26 protein-coding genes are annotated in these 17749 nt (G+C 61.6%); all 26 read left to right on the top strand.

The genetic code is table 11. The features are described 5' to 3' along the window. Positions 1-162: 162 nt before the first annotated feature. The 26 genes from recQ to rpmD all read left to right on the top strand — a co-directional run bounded on the left by recQ (position 163) and on the right by rpmD (position 17736). Positions 163-2010 (top strand): DNA helicase RecQ, encoded by a 1848-nt coding sequence (recQ, locus tag ACIGJB_RS15575; protein ID WP_483730595.1) that lies wholly within the window; start codon positions 163-165, stop codon positions 2008-2010. Positions 2011-2341: 331 nt separating this feature from the next. After that, positions 2342-2719, top strand: coding sequence for a 30S ribosomal protein S12 (rpsL, locus tag ACIGJB_RS15570; protein WP_006576501.1), 378 nt, complete (start codon positions 2342-2344; stop codon positions 2717-2719). Between the two features lie 204 nt (positions 2720-2923). Further along, positions 2924-3394 (top strand): 30S ribosomal protein S7, encoded by a 471-nt coding sequence (rpsG, locus tag ACIGJB_RS15565; RefSeq protein ID WP_010810459.1) that lies wholly within the window; start codon positions 2924-2926, stop codon positions 3392-3394. A gap of 117 nt (positions 3395-3511) precedes the next feature. Continuing rightward, a complete protein-coding gene (fusA, locus tag ACIGJB_RS15560; protein WP_483709650.1) occupies positions 3512-5620 on the top strand; it encodes an elongation factor G in 2109 nt (702 codons plus the stop codon). A gap of 78 nt (positions 5621-5698) precedes the next feature. Next, positions 5699-6889 carry an elongation factor Tu gene (gene tuf / locus ACIGJB_RS15555; RefSeq protein ID WP_464221500.1) on the top strand — a complete coding sequence of 397 codons (1191 nt, stop codon included), beginning with the start codon at positions 5699-5701 and terminating at the stop codon, positions 6887-6889. Between the two features lie 78 nt (positions 6890-6967). After that, complete coding sequence (rpsJ, locus tag ACIGJB_RS15550) at positions 6968-7276, top strand: 30S ribosomal protein S10 (protein ID WP_006160488.1); 309 nt, start codon at positions 6968-6970, stop codon at positions 7274-7276. 185 nt (positions 7277-7461) lie between these two features. Continuing rightward, the gene (locus ACIGJB_RS15545) at positions 7462-8691 is read left to right on the top strand and encodes a dienelactone hydrolase family protein (RefSeq protein WP_483730594.1); all 1230 of its coding nucleotides are present in this window, start codon (positions 7462-7464) and stop codon (positions 8689-8691) included. A 361-nt stretch (positions 8692-9052) separates the two neighbouring features. Next, positions 9053-9703, top strand: coding sequence for a 50S ribosomal protein L3 (gene rplC / locus ACIGJB_RS15540; protein WP_483711562.1), 651 nt, complete (start codon positions 9053-9055; stop codon positions 9701-9703). 12 nt (positions 9704-9715) lie between these two features. After that, entirely contained in the window at positions 9716-10336 is a 621-nt protein-coding gene (gene rplD / locus ACIGJB_RS15535) for a 50S ribosomal protein L4 (protein WP_483730593.1), read from the top strand. Next, entirely contained in the window at positions 10333-10647 is a 315-nt protein-coding gene (gene rplW / locus ACIGJB_RS15530) for a 50S ribosomal protein L23 (protein ID WP_006576245.1), read from the top strand. The genes rplD and rplW overlap by 4 nt, the downstream gene beginning before the upstream one ends. Before the next feature lie 2 nt (positions 10648-10649). Then, positions 10650-11480, top strand: a complete 831-nt coding sequence (gene rplB, locus ACIGJB_RS15525; RefSeq protein ID WP_483709648.1) for a 50S ribosomal protein L2 — start codon at positions 10650-10652, stop codon at positions 11478-11480. 22 nt (positions 11481-11502) lie between these two features. Next, positions 11503-11778, top strand: coding sequence for a 30S ribosomal protein S19 (gene rpsS, locus ACIGJB_RS15520; RefSeq protein ID WP_483709647.1), 276 nt, complete (start codon positions 11503-11505; stop codon positions 11776-11778). Positions 11779-11787: 9 nt separating this feature from the next. Next, a complete protein-coding gene (rplV, locus tag ACIGJB_RS15515) occupies positions 11788-12117 on the top strand; it encodes a 50S ribosomal protein L22 (RefSeq protein WP_224081396.1) in 330 nt (109 codons plus the stop codon). A 9-nt stretch (positions 12118-12126) separates the two neighbouring features. Then, on the top strand, positions 12127-12924 hold the full coding sequence (gene rpsC / locus ACIGJB_RS15510) for a 30S ribosomal protein S3 (protein WP_483709646.1): 798 nt from the start codon (positions 12127-12129) through the stop codon (positions 12922-12924). A 2-nt stretch (positions 12925-12926) separates the two neighbouring features. Further along, positions 12927-13343, top strand: coding sequence for a 50S ribosomal protein L16 (gene rplP, locus ACIGJB_RS15505; RefSeq protein ID WP_010812391.1), 417 nt, complete (start codon positions 12927-12929; stop codon positions 13341-13343). 11 nt (positions 13344-13354) lie between these two features. Further along, the gene (gene rpmC, locus ACIGJB_RS15500; protein WP_483709644.1) at positions 13355-13549 is read left to right on the top strand and encodes a 50S ribosomal protein L29; all 195 of its coding nucleotides are present in this window, start codon (positions 13355-13357) and stop codon (positions 13547-13549) included. After that, positions 13546-13824, top strand: a complete 279-nt coding sequence (gene rpsQ / locus ACIGJB_RS15495) for a 30S ribosomal protein S17 (protein WP_011299307.1) — start codon at positions 13546-13548, stop codon at positions 13822-13824. The genes rpmC and rpsQ overlap by 4 nt, the downstream gene beginning before the upstream one ends. Before the next feature lie 275 nt (positions 13825-14099). Beyond that, positions 14100-14468, top strand: a complete 369-nt coding sequence (gene rplN / locus ACIGJB_RS15490; protein ID WP_019451025.1) for a 50S ribosomal protein L14 — start codon at positions 14100-14102, stop codon at positions 14466-14468. A gap of 9 nt (positions 14469-14477) precedes the next feature. Further along, positions 14478-14786: a 50S ribosomal protein L24 gene (gene rplX / locus ACIGJB_RS15485; protein ID WP_011299306.1), complete on the top strand. Its 309-nt coding sequence runs from the start codon at positions 14478-14480 to the stop codon at positions 14784-14786. Positions 14787-14811: 25 nt separating this feature from the next. Then, complete coding sequence (gene rplE / locus ACIGJB_RS15480) at positions 14812-15354, top strand: 50S ribosomal protein L5 (RefSeq protein ID WP_211949839.1); 543 nt, start codon at positions 14812-14814, stop codon at positions 15352-15354. A 9-nt stretch (positions 15355-15363) separates the two neighbouring features. Next, positions 15364-15669: a 30S ribosomal protein S14 gene (gene rpsN / locus ACIGJB_RS15475; protein ID WP_011299304.1), complete on the top strand. Its 306-nt coding sequence runs from the start codon at positions 15364-15366 to the stop codon at positions 15667-15669. A 27-nt stretch (positions 15670-15696) separates the two neighbouring features. After that, positions 15697-16092 carry a 30S ribosomal protein S8 gene (gene rpsH, locus ACIGJB_RS15470; RefSeq protein ID WP_010812384.1) on the top strand — a complete coding sequence of 132 codons (396 nt, stop codon included), beginning with the start codon at positions 15697-15699 and terminating at the stop codon, positions 16090-16092. Between the two features lie 9 nt (positions 16093-16101). Beyond that, positions 16102-16635, top strand: coding sequence for a 50S ribosomal protein L6 (gene rplF / locus ACIGJB_RS15465; RefSeq protein ID WP_171516800.1), 534 nt, complete (start codon positions 16102-16104; stop codon positions 16633-16635). Between the two features lie 11 nt (positions 16636-16646). Further along, entirely contained in the window at positions 16647-17003 is a 357-nt protein-coding gene (gene rplR, locus ACIGJB_RS15460) for a 50S ribosomal protein L18 (RefSeq protein WP_211949841.1), read from the top strand. Positions 17004-17024: 21 nt separating this feature from the next. Then, entirely contained in the window at positions 17025-17543 is a 519-nt protein-coding gene (gene rpsE, locus ACIGJB_RS15455; protein ID WP_006160449.1) for a 30S ribosomal protein S5, read from the top strand. Between the two features lie 10 nt (positions 17544-17553). After that, on the top strand, positions 17554-17736 hold the full coding sequence (gene rpmD / locus ACIGJB_RS15450) for a 50S ribosomal protein L30 (RefSeq protein WP_010812381.1): 183 nt from the start codon (positions 17554-17556) through the stop codon (positions 17734-17736). The last annotated feature ends 13 nt before the right edge of the window (positions 17737-17749 follow it).

Raw genomic sequence — 17749 nt, 5'->3', positions numbered from 1 at the left:
TTTTCGTCTGTGACCCGGTGTGATTTCGCCTTGAGGCGGCGGCCCTGCATCGCAGTATCGCTACAGACGTAAGAAACATCCGACAGTTTGTCCCGCCAGGGCGGACCGCTGCGTTCTTAGTGTATGGTTACGGCTTTTCCGGCTACCGCTATTCCGTTGTCCATGTCGCAAGCACTGGCGATCCTCAAGGATGTCTTCGGCTACCACGCCTTCCGCGGACGCCAGGGCGAAATCATCGATCATGTCGCGTCGGGTGGCGATTGCCTCGTCCTGATGCCGACCGGCGGCGGCAAGTCGCTTTGCTACCAGATCCCGGCGCTGCTACGGCAACGCGCCGGCCAGGGCGTCGGAATCGTGGTGTCGCCGCTGATCGCGCTCATGCAAGACCAGGTTGCCGCGCTGACCGAAGCCGGCGTGCGTGCCTGCGCACTCAATTCCACGCTGACCGGGTCAGAGGCTTCCGCGCTCGAGCGCGACCTGCTGGCGGGCCGCCTGGAAGTTCTCTATGTTGCGCCGGAACGTCTGATGACGCCGCGCTTTCTCGATCTGCTTGAACGCACGCGCGTCGGGTTGTTTGCGATCGACGAGGCGCACTGCGTATCGCAGTGGGGCCACGATTTCCGGCCCGAATATATCCAGCTGTCGGTACTGCACGAGCGCTTTCCGCACGTGCCGCGCATCGCACTGACCGCCACGGCCGACGCGGTCACGCGCGACGAGATCATCGAACGGCTGTCGCTGGATGATGCGCGAGTCTTCGTCTCCAGCTTCGACCGCCCGAATATCCGCTACCGGATCGTCGAGAAGGACAACGCCAGGCAGCAGTTGCTGGCCTTCATCAAGGCCGAGCACACCGCCGCAGATGGCACGCATGACAGCGGCATCGTCTATTGCCTGTCGCGCAAGAAGGTGGAGGACACTGCCGAGTGGCTGAGGAGCCATGGCCTCAATGCGCTGCCGTATCACGCCGGGATGGACCCGGCCACGCGACAGCGCCACCAGTCGCGCTTTCGCGAAGAGGAAGGCGTGGTGATGGTCGCTACCATTGCCTTTGGCATGGGCATCGACAAGCCGGACGTACGCTTCGTCGCTCACCTGGACCTGCCCAAGAGCATGGAAGGCTACTACCAGGAAACCGGCCGCGCCGGCCGGGACGGGCTGCCGGCCAATGCCTGGATGGCGTACGGTCTCGGCGACGTGGTGCAGCAGAAGCGCATGATCGACGAATCCGAAGCCGACGACGCCTTCAAGCGCGTGTCATCGGCGAAGCTCGATGCCTTGCTGGGATTGTGCGAGACGGCGGGCTGCCGGCGCGTGCGCATCCTGGCCTACTTCGACGAGGCCAGCGAACCTTGCGGCAACTGCGATACCTGCCTGGAGCCGCCCGCCACCTGGGACGGCACGCGCGAAGCGCAGATGGCGCTGTCCTGCGTCTATCGTACGGCGCAGGCCAGCCGGCTGCATTTCGGCGCTACCCACCTGATCGATGTGCTGCGCGGCAATGCATCCGAAAAGATCAGGCAGTGGGGCCACGACAAGGTCTCGACCTTCGGCATCGGCAAGGACCGCACCGTCCATGAATGGCACACCGTCTTCCGCCAGCTGATTGCCCAGGGTTTGCTGGTGATCGACCATGGCGGCCACGGCGCGCTGCTGCTGGGGGAGGGCGCGCGCGAAGTGCTCAAGGGCGGCCGGCAGATCATCCTGCGCCGGCAGGCCACGAAGCCCGGCAAGTCCGGCGAGCGCGCCGCGCGTGGCGCCCGCACCGACCATACCGCCGACATGGACGCCGGCACGCTGGCCAACTGGGAGGCCCTGCGCCGCTGGCGCACCGACGCCGCGCGCGAGCATGGCGTGCCAGCCTACGTCATCTTCCATGACGCCACGCTGGCCGAACTGGCTCGCACCGCGCCGGATTCCCTGTCGGCCATGGAAGGCATTCCCGGGATTGGTGCATCCAAGCTCGAGCGCTACGGCCAGGCCATCGTCGATACGCTGAACCGGGTTTAGACGCGCTGGGCAGCATTCGGTATACGGCTTGACCGTATACGATTCCGCTGCTACCATGCCAGATTCGAGTTTTTGGCTTTGGATTTCGCTCGCCCGTCGGCTATGTGGACCTTGATCCGCTGCCCGGCAAGCCTTCCGGATGGCTTCTGGCAGTCCGGCGGCGGTAGATGCGGGATCCGGGTGTCGGCTCGCGCTCTTTGGAATGCTGTTACCGCACAGTCCCTCCCTTGAGCGCCCGCTCACCTCTCCCGCCCAAAACCCGTAGTTGCCTCTTTCCCCGGTCCTGCCGGGCGTGAGAGGTGTTTTTCGTAAAACCAAGCTGGATTGAACAATGCCAACTATCAACCAACTGGTTCGCAAGCCGCGCGTCTCTGAAGTCATCAAGAGCAAGAGCCCGGCACTTGAGAACTGCCCGCAGCGTCGCGGCGTGTGCACCCGCGTGTACACCACGACGCCGAAGAAGCCGAACTCGGCACTGCGTAAGGTCGCCAAGGTGCGCCTGACCAACGGTTTCGAAGTCATTTCGTACATCGGCGGTGAAGGCCACAACCTGCAGGAACACTCGGTCGTGCTGATCCGCGGTGGCCGTGTGAAGGACTTGCCGGGTGTGCGTTACCACATCGTCCGTGGCTCGCTGGACTTGCAAGGCGTGAAGGACCGCAAGCAAGCCCGTTCGAAGTACGGTGCGAAGCGTCCGAAGGCTGCCTAAGCTTTTATCGCAAGCAACAAGCGACAGTCGGTGGCAAGTGTCACGGAACTGTCAAAAGGCGGCGGTACAACGGAGCGTTTTTGTGCGCCGTGCCGTCGAGTAAGTGGTCACCCGGCGAATTTGCTGTTCATGCATGCAAGCTAGTTGGTGGCCGGAGAGCGGAGACAACAAACCGCGCTCTCAACTGAATCTAAAGGAAATAAGATGCCACGTCGTCGTGAAGTCCCCAAGCGGGACGTTCTGCCTGATCCGAAGTTCGGTAACGTTGAAGTTGCCAAGTTCATGAACGTGCTGATGCTGGACGGCAAGAAGTCGGTTGCCGAACGTATCGTGTACGGCGCGTTCGACCAGATCGAAAAGAAGGCAGGCAAGGCCCCCATCGAAGTGTTCTCCGTTGCGATCAACAACGTGAAGCCGGTGGTGGAAGTGAAGAGCCGTCGCGTGGGCGGCGCCAACTATCAGGTTCCGGTCGAAGTCCGTCCGTCGCGTCGTTTGGCATTGGCGATGCGTTGGCTGCGCGAGGCCGCGAAGAAACGCAGCGAGAAGTCGATGGCGCTGCGCCTGGCAGGTGAGCTGCTGGAAGCATCGGAAGGCCGTGGCGGCGCGATGAAGAAGCGCGACGAAGTGCACCGCATGGCCGAAGCCAACAAGGCGTTCTCGCACTTCCGCTTCTAAAGCGCGCGAAAACACTGTTGGTTGCCGGGCGGGCTGTGTTTTTACACATCTCGCCCGTTTGTGTTAAGGGCGCGCGGCATGAGATGCCGGCGCCTCACGAACGAATAGAGGATTAAAGTGGCTCGTAAGACTCCCATTGAGCGCTACCGCAATATCGGTATTTCCGCTCACATTGACGCGGGTAAAACCACCACGACCGAACGTATCCTGTTCTACACCGGTGTGAATCACAAGATCGGTGAAGTGCACGACGGCGCGGCCACCATGGACTGGATGGAGCAGGAGCAGGAGCGTGGCATCACGATCACCTCCGCTGCGACGACTGCCTTCTGGAAGGGCATGGCGGGTAACTACCCCGAGCACCGCTTCAACATCATCGACACCCCGGGACACGTGGACTTCACCATCGAGGTGGAGCGTTCCATGCGCGTGCTGGACGGTGCATGCATGGTGTACTGCGCAGTGGGCGGCGTGCAGCCGCAGTCGGAAACCGTGTGGCGCCAGGCCAACAAGTACAAGGTTCCGCGTCTGGCGTTCGTCAACAAGATGGACCGTACCGGCGCGAACTTCTTCAAGGTCTACGACCAGCTGAAGACCCGCCTGAAGGCCAACCCGGTGCCCGTCGTGGTGCCGATCGGCGCTGAAGACGGCTTCCAGGGCGTCGTCGACCTGCTGGAAATGAAGGCGATCGTCTGGGACGAAGCCAGCCAGGGCGTGAAGTTCGAATACCAGGACATCCCGGCCGAGCTGCAAGACACCGCTGCCGAATGGCGCGAGAAGATGGTCGAGTCCGCCGCCGAAGCCAGCGAAGAGCTGATGGAAAAGTACCTGGGCGGCGAAGAGCTGACCCGCGCCGAGATCGTCAAGGCGCTGCGTGACCGTACCATCGCCTGCGAAATCCAGCCGATGCTGTGCGGAACCGCGTTCAAGAACAAGGGCGTGCAGCGTATGCTCGACGCCGTCATCGACTTCCTGCCGTCGCCGGTCGACATTCCGCCGGTTACGGGCACGGACGAAGACGACAGCGAGAAGAAGCTCGAGCGCAAGGCTGACGACACCGAAAAGTTCTCGGCACTGGCGTTCAAGATCATGACCGACCCGTTCGTGGGCCAGCTGATCTTCTTCCGCGTCTACTCGGGCAAGATCAACTCGGGCGACACCGTCTACAACCCGGTCAAGGGCAAGAAGGAACGCCTGGGCCGTATTCTGCAGATGCACGCCAACCAGCGCGAAGAAATCAAGGAAGTGCTGGCCGGCGACATCGCCGCTGCAGTGGGCCTGAAGGACGCCACCACGGGCGACACGCTGTGCGATCCGGCTGCACCGATCGTGCTCGAGCGCATGGTGTTCCCGGAGCCGGTGATCTCGCAGGCTGTCGAGCCGAAGACCAAGGCTGACCAGGAAAAGATGGGTATCGCCCTGAACCGCCTGGCCGCTGAAGATCCGTCGTTCCGCGTGCGTACCGATGAAGAATCGGGCCAGACCATCATTTCGGGCATGGGCGAGCTCCACCTCGAAATTTTGGTCGACCGCATGAAGCGCGAATTCGGCGTGGAAGCCAACATCGGCGCGCCGCAAGTGGCCTACCGCGAAACCATTCGCAAGACGGCCGAAGGCGTCGAAGGCAAGTTCGTCAAGCAGTCGGGCGGCCGCGGCCAGTACGGTCACGCTGTCATCACGCTGGAACCGCAAGAGCCGGGCAAGGGCTTCGAGTTCATCGACGCCATCAAGGGCGGTGTGATTCCTCGCGAGTACATCCCGGCAGTCGAAAAGGGTATCGTCGACACGCTGCCGAACGGCATCCTGGCCGGCTTCCCGGTGGTGGACGTGAAGGTCACGCTGACGTTCGGTTCGTACCACGACGTGGACTCGAACGAAAACGCGTTCCGCATGGCCGGCTCGATGGCTTTCAAGGAAGCCATGCGCAAGGCCAGCCCGGTTCTGCTCGAGCCGATGATGGCCGTGGAAGTGGAAACGCCGGAAGACTACACCGGTACCGTGATGGGCGACCTGTCGTCCCGCCGCGGCATCGTGCAGGGCATGGACGACATGGTGGGCGGCGGCAAGATCATCAAGGCCGAAGTCCCGCTGTCGGAAATGTTCGGTTATTCCACGTCGCTGCGCTCGGCCACGCAAGGCCGCGCCACGTACACGATGGAATTCAAGCACTACGCTGAAGCACCGAAGAACATCGCCGAAGCCGTGATGACGGCCAAGGGCAAGTAATTGGAAGTTCGCCGCCGCGCCAGCCGGAGCGGCGGCGCGATGAAACAACAAGATTGCATTCCTATCAGGAGCTGAAAAATGGCAAAGGAAAAGTTCGAGCGGACCAAGCCGCACGTGAACGTTGGTACGATTGGTCACGTTGACCATGGCAAGACCACGCTGACCGCAGCGATCGCCACGGTGCTGGCAGCGAAGTTTGGCGGTGCCGCCAAGAAGTACGACGAAATCGACGCAGCGCCGGAAGAAAAGGCACGCGGTATTACCATCAATACCGCCCACGTCGAGTACGAAACGGCCAACCGCCACTACGCGCACGTTGACTGCCCGGGCCACGCCGACTACGTGAAGAACATGATCACGGGTGCCGCCCAGATGGACGGCGCAATCCTGGTTTGCTCGGCCGCTGACGGCCCGATGCCGCAAACGCGCGAGCACATCCTGCTGGCCCGCCAGGTTGGCGTGCCGTACATCATCGTGTTCCTGAACAAGTGCGACATGGTGGACGACGCTGAACTGCTCGAGCTGGTCGAGATGGAAGTTCGCGAGCTGCTGTCGAAGTACGAGTTCCCCGGCGACGACACCCCGATCATCAAGGGTTCGGCCAAGCTGGCGCTGGAAGGCGACAAGGGCGAGCTGGGCGAAGTCGCCATCATGAACCTGGCCGACGCGCTGGACACCTACATCCCGACGCCGGAGCGCGCCGTGGACGGTACGTTCCTGATGCCGGTGGAAGACGTGTTCTCGATCTCGGGTCGCGGCACCGTGGTGACCGGCCGTATCGAGCGTGGCGTGATCAAGGTCGGCGAAGAAATCGAAATCGTTGGTATCAAGCCGACGGTCAAGACGACCTGCACCGGCGTGGAAATGTTCCGCAAGCTGCTGGACCAGGGCCAGGCTGGTGACAACGTCGGTCTGCTGCTGCGCGGCACCAAGCGTGAAGACGTCGAGCGCGGCCAGGTGCTGTGCAAGCCGGGTTCGATCAAGCCGCACACCCACTTCACCGGCGAGGTGTACATTCTGTCGAAGGACGAAGGTGGCCGTCACACCCCGTTCTTCAACAACTACCGCCCGCAGTTCTACTTCCGTACCACCGACGTGACCGGCTCGATCGAGCTGCCGGCGGACAAGGAAATGGTGATGCCGGGTGACAACGTGTCGATCACCGTCAAGCTGATCGCCCCGATCGCCATGGAAGAAGGCCTGCGCTTCGCTATCCGCGAAGGTGGCCGTACCGTCGGCGCCGGCGTCGTGGCAAAGATCCTCGACTAAGCAACTTCCTGGGACATGCCCGCGGGCGTGTCCCCTTTGATCCGGGCACATTGCCCATCGCTCTTTTAAGGAAATATCATGCAGAACCAGAAGATCCGTATCCGCCTGAAGGCTTTCGACTATCGCCTGATCGACCAGTCGGCAGCCGAAATCGTGGATACCGCCAAGCGTACCGGCGCGATCGTCAAGGGCCCCGTGCCCCTGCCGACCCGCATCCAGCGCTTTGACATCCTGCGTTCGCCGCACGTCAACAAGACCAGCCGTGATCAGTTCGAGATCCGCACTCACCAGCGCCTGATGGACATCGTCGACCCGACCGACAAGACCGTCGACGCGCTGATGAAGCTCGACCTGCCGGCAGGCGTGGACGTCGAGATCAAGGTGTAATCATGCTTCGGGCCGCGCCAGCGGCCTGCTGCAGAAAAACGGCGAACTTCGGTTCGCCGTTTTTGTTTTGCGGGACGGCAGCGCCCCCCTTGCCCGCGAGCCGCCGGTGGACATCTGTCATCATGAAGGGCAGGCGCAGCCGCGCACGGCGGCCGTACCCACCGCAACCTAAAGGAGCAGAAGGCATGGGCCGGACCATCCAGATCCAGACCCAGGACGGCAGTTTCAGCGGATATCTCGCCACCCCGGCGGCAGGCAAGGGCCCCGGCATCGTGTTGTGCCAGGAAATCTTCGGAGTCAATGCCACCATGCGGCAGGTGGCTGACTACTACGCCGAGGAAGGCTATACCGTGCTCGTGCCGGATCTGTTCTGGCGCATCGCGCCGGGCATCGAGTTGGCCGACCGCGGCGAGGACTTCCAGCGTGCGCTTGGTCTATACCGGCAGTTCGACGAGGACAAGGGCGTGCAGGACGTCGGCGCGGCCTTGGCCGCGCTGCGCCAGCGTCCGGAATGCGTGGGACATACCGGCGTGCTGGGCTTCTGCCTGGGCGGGAAGCTGGCCTACCTGGCGGCGTGCCGGTTGCCGGATGTGGCCTGTGCCGTCGGCTATTACGGCGTCGGCATCGAGCACGCCTTGGCCGAGACGCCAAATATCCGCGGCCGGCTGGTGCTGCATATCGCCGAGCGCGACGGATTCTGCCCGCCGGAGGCGCAGGCCCGGATCCGCGAGGCGCTAGGCGGTCAGCCTGCCATCGAACTCTACCTGTACCCGGGCATGGACCACGCATTTGCACGCGCGGGCGGAGAGCACTTCGACAAAGCCTCGGCGCTGACGGCACACCAGCGCTCCATCGCTGCGTACCGCGGCGAAATGGGCCCGCACTATGACTTCTCGGCGCTGTGGGATAAGCACTGCGAATACGAGTTCGCCACTCGTGATGTCGATGCCACCATGGCGACGATGGTGGGCGAGCCCTACGTCAACCACATCCCCACGATGACGGGCGGCGTCGGACACCAGCAGCTCCGGCGCTTCTACCAGCATCACTTCGTCCACAGCAATCCGCCCGATACCACACTGATTCCGCTGTCGCGCACCATCGGAGCAAGCCAGGTCGTCGACGAGATGTTGTTTTGTTTCACGCACACCTGCGAGATCGACTGGATGCTGCCCGGCGTGCCGCCAACCGGCAAGCGCGTGGAGATTCCGCTGATCGCCATCGTCAAGTTCCGGGGCGACAAGCTCTACCACGAGCACATCTACTGGGACCAGGCCAGCGTGCTGGTGCAGATAGGGAAGCTGGACCCGAAGGGGCTGCCGGTGGCGGGCGTGGAGACAGCGCGCAAGCTGCTAGATGAAACGCTGCCCTCCAACACGCTGATGGCTCGTTGGACCGAAAGCGAAGGCAAGTAAAAGCCCGTGCTTGCCCCGGTATCGCTCGTTCCAGGGCGGCCATTTCGACGCCCTCGCGGCCTGAACGGAGCGCTTCGGCGGCTATCGCGCCGCCGAAAGTCTGCTTCGCGGCGCAATTTCCCCGGCTACTGTGGTTGAAGCCGCAATTCCCGGCGGAATTCGGCAATTCATGTTGCCCTTTCCAAGGCAGTGGGATATAGTGTAAGGCTACCCGTTTATCCGGGTGGTGGGTTGGCCGTGTTGGCCTCGCGCAGTCTTCTTTAGCGCAGCCCTTTTAAGCGCAAATGCAGCGCAACTGCGCAAACACAGTTTTCGTGTATCAATCAGCCCCGGCCAATCGCAGCTGGGAATGGAGCAAACCATGAGCCTAGGCCTTGTAGGTCGCAAGGTTGGCATGACCCGTATTTTCACGGACGACGGTGATTCGATTCCCGTTACCGTGGTCGAGGTCGGCGACAACCGCGTGACGCAAATCAAGACGGACGAGACCGACGGTTATACCGCCGTTCAAGTCACCTTCGGCGCCCGACGCGCAAGCCGCGTTACCAAGCCGCTGGCGGGTCACCTCGCCAAAGCCGGTGTGGAAGCTGGCGAAATCATCCGCGAATTCCGTATCGATGCAGCCAAGGCTGCCGAACTGCAAGCTGGCGGTTCGCTGTCGGTCGACCTGTTCGAAGTCGGTCAGAAGATCGACGTGCAGGGCGTGACGATCGGTAAGGGCTACGCCGGTACCATCAAGCGTCACCACTTCGCATCGGGCCGTGCCACCCACGGTAACTCGCGCTCGCACAACGTGCCGGGCTCGATCGGTATGGCGCAGGATCCGGGCCGCGTGTTCCCGGGCAAGCGCATGACCGGTCACCTGGGCGATGCCACCCGCACCGTGCAGAACCTGGAGATCGCCAAGATCGACGCAGAGCGCAAGCTGCTGCTGGTCAAGGGCGCGATCCCTGGCTCCAAGGGCGGCAAGGTCATCGTTACCCCGGCCGTCAAGGCCAAAGCCAAAGCTTAAGGAGCGGAAGCAATGGAACTCAAGCTCCTCCAGGACAATGGCCAGATCGGCGCGGGCGTGGACGCCTCTGCCGAAGTGTTCGGCCGTGACTACAACGAGGCCCTCGTTCACCAGATCGTCGTCGCTTACCAGGCCAACGCTCGCAGCGGTAACCGTAAGCAGAAGGACCGTGAAGAGGTCAAGCACACGACCAAGAAGCCGTGGCGCCAGAAGGGTACGGGCCGTGCTCGTGCCGGTATGTCGTCCTCGCCGCTGTGGCGTGGGGGTGGTCGTATCTTCCCGAATTCGCCGGAAGAGAACTTCACCCAGAAGGTCAACAAGAAGATGTTCCGTGCCGGTATGCGCTCGATTTACTCGCAGCTCGCACGTGAAGGCCGTATCAATGTGGTGGACGGTTTCACCGTCGACGCGCCCAAGACCAAGCTCTTGGCCGACAAGTTCAAGGCCATGGGCCTGGACTCGGTGCTGATCATCACCGACAGCCTCGACGAAAACCTCTACCTGGCTTCGCGCAACCTGCCGCACGTGGCAGTTGTCGAGCCGCGCCAGGCTGACCCGCTGTCGCTCGTGCACTACAAGAAAGTGCTGGTGACCAAGGCAGCCGTCGCGCAGATCGAGGAGTTGCTGAAATGACGCAAGTAGCCAAGAACGATCATCGTTTGATGCAGGTGCTGCTCGCGCCGGTGGTTTCCGAAAAGGCAACCCTGGTCGCCGACAAGAACGAACAAGTCGTGTTCGAAGTGGCTCGCGATGCCAACAAGGCAGAAGTGAAGGCCGCCGTCGAACTGCTGTTCAAGGTCGAGGTGCAGTCCGTTCAGATCCTGAACCAGAAGGGCAAGCAAAAGCGCTTTGGCCGTTTCATGGGGCGTCGCAACCACGTGAAGAAGGCCTACGTTTCGCTGAAGCCGGGTCAGGAAATCAATTTTGAAGCGGAGGCCAAGTAATCATGGCACTCGTCAAGACCAAGCCGACTTCCCCGGGTCGTCGCTCGATGGTGAAGGTGGTCAACAAAGACCTTCACAAAGGCGCACCCCACGCTCCGCTGCTGGAAAAGCAATTCCAGAAGTCGGGCCGTAACAACAACGGTCATATCACCACCCGCCACAAGGGCGGTGGTCATAAGCACCACTACCGCGTGGTCGACTTCAAGCGCAACGACAAGGACGGCATCGCCGCCAAGGTCGAGCGCCTGGAATACGATCCGAACCGCAGCGCGAACATTGCGCTGGTGCTGTTCGCCGACGGCGAGCGCCGCTACATCATCGCGACCAAGGGCATGATTGCCGGTCAGGCGCTGATGAACGGTGCGGAAGCCCCGATCAAGGCTGGCAACAACCTGCCGATCCGCAACATTCCGGTTGGTACCACGATCAACAACGTGGAAATCATGCCGGGCAAGGGCGCCCAGGTTGCCCGTGCCGCTGGCGGTTCCGCCGTGCTGCTGGCTCGTGAAGGTCTGTACGCCCAGGTGCGTCTGCGCTCCGGTGAAGTGCGTCGCGTGCATATCGAATGCCGCGCCACCATCGGTGAAGTGGGCAACGAAGAGCACAGCCTGCGCGTTATCGGCAAGGCCGGTGCGACCCGTTGGCGCGGTATCCGCCCGACGGTCCGCGGCGTTGTGATGAACCCGGTCGACCACCCGCACGGTGGTGGTGAGGGCAAGACCGCTGCTGGTCGCGATCCTGTGTCGCCGTGGGGTACCCCGGCCAAGGGCTACCGCACCCGCAGCAACAAGCGCACGGACAGCATGATCGTCCAGAAGCGCCACAAGCGCTAATCGGTAGGTAGGAGCTAAAGATATGACTCGTTCCGCTAAAAAGGGTCCGTTCTGCGACGCCCACCTGCTGAAGAAGGTGGAAGCAGCTGTCGGCGGCAAGGACAAGAAGCCCATTAAGACATGGTCGCGCCGCTCGACCATCATGCCGGATTTCATTGGCCTGACGATCGCCGTGCACAACGGCCGTCAACACGTGCCGGTGTATGTCACGGAAAACATGGTTGGCCACAAGCTCGGCGAATTTGCGCTCACCCGCACGTTCAAGGGCCACGCGGCTGACAAGAAAGCGAAGAGGTAAGGTGCCATCATGGAAGTGAAAGCGATTCATCGCGGTGCCCGCATCTCCGCCCAGAAGACGCGCCTGGTCGCTGACCAGATCCGTGGTCTGCCGATCGAGCGCGCGCTCAACGTCCTGGCCTTCAGCCCGAAAAAGGCTGCCGGGATCGTGAAGAAGGTGGTCGAATCGGCCATCGCCAACGCCGAGCACAACGAAGGCGCCGACATCGACGAACTCAAGGTCAAATCGATCTACGTCGACAAGGCAACCTCGCTCAAGCGCTTCACGGCACGGGCTAAGGGCCGCGGCAACCGCATCGAGAAACAAACTTGTCACATCACTGTGACGCTCGGCAACTAAGGAGTCACGATGGGACAGAAGATTCATCCGACTGGCTTCCGTCTGGCCGTCAGCCGTAACTGGGCTTCGCGTTGGTACGCCAACAACACGAAGTTCGCCGGCATGCTGAAGGAAGACATCGAAGTTCGGGACTTCCTGAAGAAGAAGCTGAAGAACGCATCGGTTGGCCGCGTGGTCATCGAGCGTCCGGCCCGCAATGCACGCATCACCATTTACAGCTCGCGTCCGGGCGTGGTGATCGGCAAGAAGGGCGAGGACATCGAACTGCTGAAGGCTGAACTGCAGCGTCGCATGGGCGTGCCCGTGCACGTGAACATCGAGGAAATCCGCAAGCCGGAAACCGATGCTCAGCTGATCGCTGACTCGATCACCCAGCAGCTCGAACGCCGCATCATGTTCCGCCGCGCCATGAAGCGTGCCATGCAGAACGCCATGCGTCTGGGCGCCCAGGGCATCAAGATCATGAGCGCCGGCCGTCTGAACGGTATCGAAATCGCACGTACCGAGTGGTACCGCGAAGGCCGTGTGCCCCTGCACACCCTGCGCGCCGACATCGACTACGGCTTCTCCGAAGCAGAAACCACCTACGGCATCATCGGTGTCAAGGTGTGGGTCTACAAGGGTGATCACCTCGGCCGCAATGACGCGCCGGTGGTGGAAGAGCCGCAAGACGACCGTCGTCGTCGTCCGGGTCGTCCGGAAGGCCGCCGCCGTGAAGGCGAAGGCCGCCCGGGTGGCAACCGTCGCGGTGGCGCCGGTGCCGGTCGCCGCGCTGCGCCTGGCGCAGATGCGAAGAGTGGAGAATAACGATGCTGCAACCTAAGCGCAGAAAGTACCGCAAGGAGCAGAAAGGCCGCAACACGGGTAAGGCTACCCGTGGCAACGCCGTGTCTTTCGGCGAATTCGGCCTGAAGGCCATGGGCCGTGGCCGCCTGACCGCTCGTCAGATCGAGTCGGCACGTCGTGCGATGACCCGTCACATCAAGCGTGGCGGCCGCATCTGGATTCGTATCTTCCCGGACAAGCCGATCTCGAAGAAGCCCGCCGAAGTCCGTATGGGTAACGGCAAGGGCAATCCGGAGTACTACGTGGCTGAAATCCAGCCGGGCAAGATGCTCTACGAGATGGATGGTGTGAGCGAAGATCTGGCACGTGAGGCGTTCCGCCTCGCCGCGGCCAAGCTGCCGATCGCCACCAATTTCGTGGTGCGCCAGGTCGGGACGTAAGGAGAGCAGGGATGAAAGCATCCGAACTTCGCGGCAAGGACGCCGCAGGCCTGAACCAGGAGCTCTCCGAGCTGCTGAAGGCCCAATTTAGCCTGCGCATGCAAAAGGCAACCCAACAGCTGCAGAATTCCAGCCAGCTGAAGAAGGTTCGCAAGGACATCGCGCGAGTGCAAACCGTGCTGACTGAAAAGGCGAACGCGAAATGACTGAAGCTGCAAAAACGGAAACGTCGCTTCGCCGCACCCTCGTCGGTCGTGTGGTAAGCGACAAGATGGACAAGACCGTTACGGTCTTGGTTGAAAACCGCGTCAAGCATCCCCTGTACGGCAAGTACGTGCTGCGTTCCAAGAAGTACCACGCACACGACGAAGCCAACCAGTACAAGGAAGGCGACAAGGTCGAAATCCAGGAAGGCCGTCCGCTGTCGCGGACCAAGTCCTGGGTGGTTTCCCGGCTGGTAGAGGCTGCACGCGTCATCTAAGAACAACACGTTCTTAGCTTGACTTGCAAGTCCAGGATTATGTAGCTATAATCCTGGACTTCCGCTTTATTGCGTTCGCCTTAGCTGTACCACCCGGGCGGACCTGTTGAGCGAGCCAGGGCCAGGTGGCCCGACGTCAGTCGGGAGTGCCAGGTTCCTACCGACTCAAAGTTGATCAACCCATACGGAGCTGGCGCAAAGCCGGAGCCTACGGGACCAAGACTGACCGGCAGGCGTTTTTGCACCTGGCGGATTAAGTTGGGAAGACAAACACCATGATTCAGACAGAAAGCCGGCTCGAAGTGGCCGATAACACTGGTGCGCGCGAAGTGCTGTGCATCAAAGTGCTGGGTGGGTCCAAGCGCCGCTACGCGAGCGTGGGCGACATCATCAAGGTGACCGTCAAGGACGCAGCGCCTCGCGGTCGCGTGAAGAAGGGCGACATCTACAACGCCGTTGTCGTGCGTACTGCCAAGGGCGTTCGCCGTGCAGACGGTTCGCTCGTCAAGTTCGACAGCAATGCCGCCGTCCTGCTGAACAACAAGCTCGAGCCGATCGGCACCCGTATCTTCGGGCCGGTGACTCGTGAACTCCGTACCGAGCGCTTCATGAAGATCGTGTCGCTCGCTCCGGAAGTGCTGTAAGGAGCCGACATGAACAAGATTCGCAAGGGCGACGAAGTCATCGTCCTGACCGGCAAAGACAAGGGCAAGCGCGGTACCGTGCAAGCCGTGCTCGGCGACAAGGTTGCAGTGGAAGGCGTGAACGTTGCGAAGAAGCACGCCCGCCCGAACCCGATGCTGGGCACCACCGGTGGCGTGGTCGACAAGGTCATGCCTCTGCATATTTCCAACGTTGCGCTCGTGGATGCCAATGGCAAGCCGTCGCGCGTCGGCATCAAGGTGGAAGACGGCAAGCGCGTGCGCGTGCTGAAGACCACCGGCGCCGTCGTGGCAGCTTGATTCTGGGCACGTTTAGGAGTTGAGCATGGCAGCACGTCTGCAAGAGTTCTACAAAGATAAGGTTGTGCCGAAGCTGATCGAACAGTTCGGTTACAAGTCGGTCATGGAAGTGCCGCGCATCACCAAGATCACCCTGAACATGGGTCTTGGCGAAGCCATCAATGACAAGAAGATCATTGAAAACGCCGTTGGCGACCTGACCAAGATCGCTGGTCAGAAGCCCGTGGTGACGAAGGCCAAGAAGGCCATCGCCGGCTTCAAGATCCGCCAGGGCTACCCCATCGGTGCGATGGTGACCCTGCGTGGCGAGCGCATGTTCGAATTCCTCGATCGTTTCGTCACCGTGGCCCTGCCGCGCGTGCGTGACTTCCGTGGTGTGTCGGGCCGTTCGTTCGACGGTCGTGGCAACTACAACATCGGTGTGAAAGAGCAGATCATTTTCCCCGAAATCGAGTACGACAAGATCGACGCACTGCGTGGTCTGAACATCAGCATCACGACGACGGCAAAGAACGACGAGGAAGCCAAGGCACTCCTCGGTGCGTTCAAGTTCCCGTTCCGCAATTAAGGGGTAACCGTGGCTAAACTGGCTCTGATTGAACGTGAGAAGAAGCGCGCCAAGCTGGCGGCGAAGTTCGCCCCCAAGCGCGCTGCCCTCAAGGCCATTATTGACGACCAAGAAAAGTCGGAAGAAGAGCGTTACATGGCGCGCCTGGAGCTGCAACAGCTCCCGCGCAACGCGAACCCGACCCGCCAGCGTAACCGCTGCGCGATCACCGGTCGTCCCCGCGGTACCTTCCGCAAGTTTGGCCTGGCGCGTAACAAGATCCGCGAAATCGCCTTCAAGGGCGAAATCCCGGGTCTGACGAAAGCCAGCTGGTAATTACGCACAGGCTACAGGAGAAACAGTATGAGCATGAGCGATCCTATCGCCGATATGCTGACGCGCATCCGCAACGCCCAGGGCGTGCAGAAAGCGTCGGTTGTCATGCCGTCGTCGAAGCTGAAAGTGGCAATCGCCAAGGTCCTGAAGGACGAAGGCTACATCGACGACTACGCCGTCCAGGAAGATGGCGGCAAGGCACAACTGAGCATCGGCCTCAAGTACTACGCCGGCCGTCCGGTGATCGAGCGCATCGAACGCGTCTCGAAGCCCGGTCTGCGCGTGTACAAGGGCCGCAGCGACATCCCGCAAGTGATGAACGGCCTCGGTGTGGCGATCATCTCGACCCCGCAGGGTCTGATGACCGACCGCAAGGCTCGCGCCACTGGCGTGGGTGGCGAAGTTCTCTGCTACGTCGCTTAAGGAGAGAACATGTCCCGTGTAGGTAAGGCTCCCATCGCGCTGCCCAAAGGCGCGGAAGTGAATGTGGCAGCTGGCGTGCTCTCCGTGAAGGGTCCGCTGGGTACGCTGTCGCAACCGATTCACAGCCTGGTCAAGGTCAATGTCGAGAACGACACGCTGACCTTCGCACCGGCTGACGAGTCGCGTGAAGCAAACGCCCTGCAAGGCACCATGCGCGCCCTGGCGGCAAACATGGTCAAGGGTGTGACCACCGGTTTCGAGCGCAAGCTGAACCTCGTTGGCGTGGGCTACCGTGCCCAGCTGCAAGGCGCTGCGCTGAAGCTCCAGCTTGGTTTCTCGCACGACGTGATCCATGAGATGCCGGAAGGCGTAACGGCTACGACGCCGACGCAGACGGAGATCATCATCAAGGGTGCGGACAAGCAGAAAGTCGGTCAGGTTGCCGCGGAAGTTCGCGCGTACCGTCCGCCTGAGCCCTACAAGGGCAAGGGTGTTCGCTACAGCGACGAGCGCGTCATCCTGAAGGAAACCAAGAAGAAGTAAGGGGTGCAATGATGAACAAGAAAGACGCTCGTTTGCGCCGTGCACGTCAGACCCGCGCCAAGATCGCGGAGATGAAAGTCAATCGTCTGACCGTGTTCCGTACGAATTCGCATATTTACGCCCAGGTCTTCTCGGAGTGCGGCACCAAGGTGCTGGCTTCGGCTTCGACCGCAGAGGTGGAAGTGCGCAAGGAACTGGATGGCAAGGGCGCTACCGCCGCTGCCGCTACCGCAGTGGGCAAGCGCATCGCCGAGAAGGCGAAGGCTGCCGGCGTGGAAACCGTCGCGTTCGATCGCGCCGGCTTCCGTTTCCATGGCCGCGTGAAGGCCCTGGCAGACGCCGCCCGCGAAGCCGGCCTGAAGTTCTAAGCGGATAAAGAGAGATACGTCATGGCAAAGATGCAAGCAAAAGTCCAACAGGACGAACGCGACGACGGCCTCCGCGAGAAGATGATCTCGGTCAACCGTGTCACCAAGGTGGTGAAGGGTGGCCGGATTCTCGGTTTCGCTGCGCTGACCGTGGTTGGTGACGGCGATGGCCGCATCGGCATGGGCAAGGGCAAGGCCAAGGAAGTGCCGGTGGCAGTTCAGAAGGCAATGGACGAAGCCCGTCGCAAGATGGTCAAGGTCTCGCTGAAGAACGGCACGCTGCAACACGAAGTCGTTGGCAAGCATGGCGCCGCCAAGGTGCTGATGATGCCCGCGAAGGAAGGTACTGGCGTGATCGCCGGCGGCCCGATGCGCGCGATCTTCGAAGTGATGGGCGTCACCAACGTGGTGACCAAATCGCACGGCTCCACCAACCCGTACAACATGGTTCGCGCCACGCTGGACGGCCTTCAGAAGATGAGCACGCCGGGCGAAATCGCCGCCAAGCGTGGCAAGTCGGTCGAAGACATCCTGGGTTAAGGTGAACGCAATGTCGCAGAAAACCGTAAAAGTGCAACTCGTGCGCAGCCTCATCGGCACGCGCGAGGATCATCGCGCCACCGTGCGTGGTCTGGGCCTGCGCCGCATCAACTCGGTGTCGGAGCTGCAGGACACGCCCGCCGTGCGCGGCATGATCAACAAGGTCTCGTACCTGGTCAAGGTTCTGGCCTGATACCGGGACTTCG

The organism is Cupriavidus sp. C2SS-8b, assembly GCF_057073745.1.
Note: the sequence above shows the minus strand (reverse complement) of the source record. Positions and strands in the feature narration are given on the sequence as shown.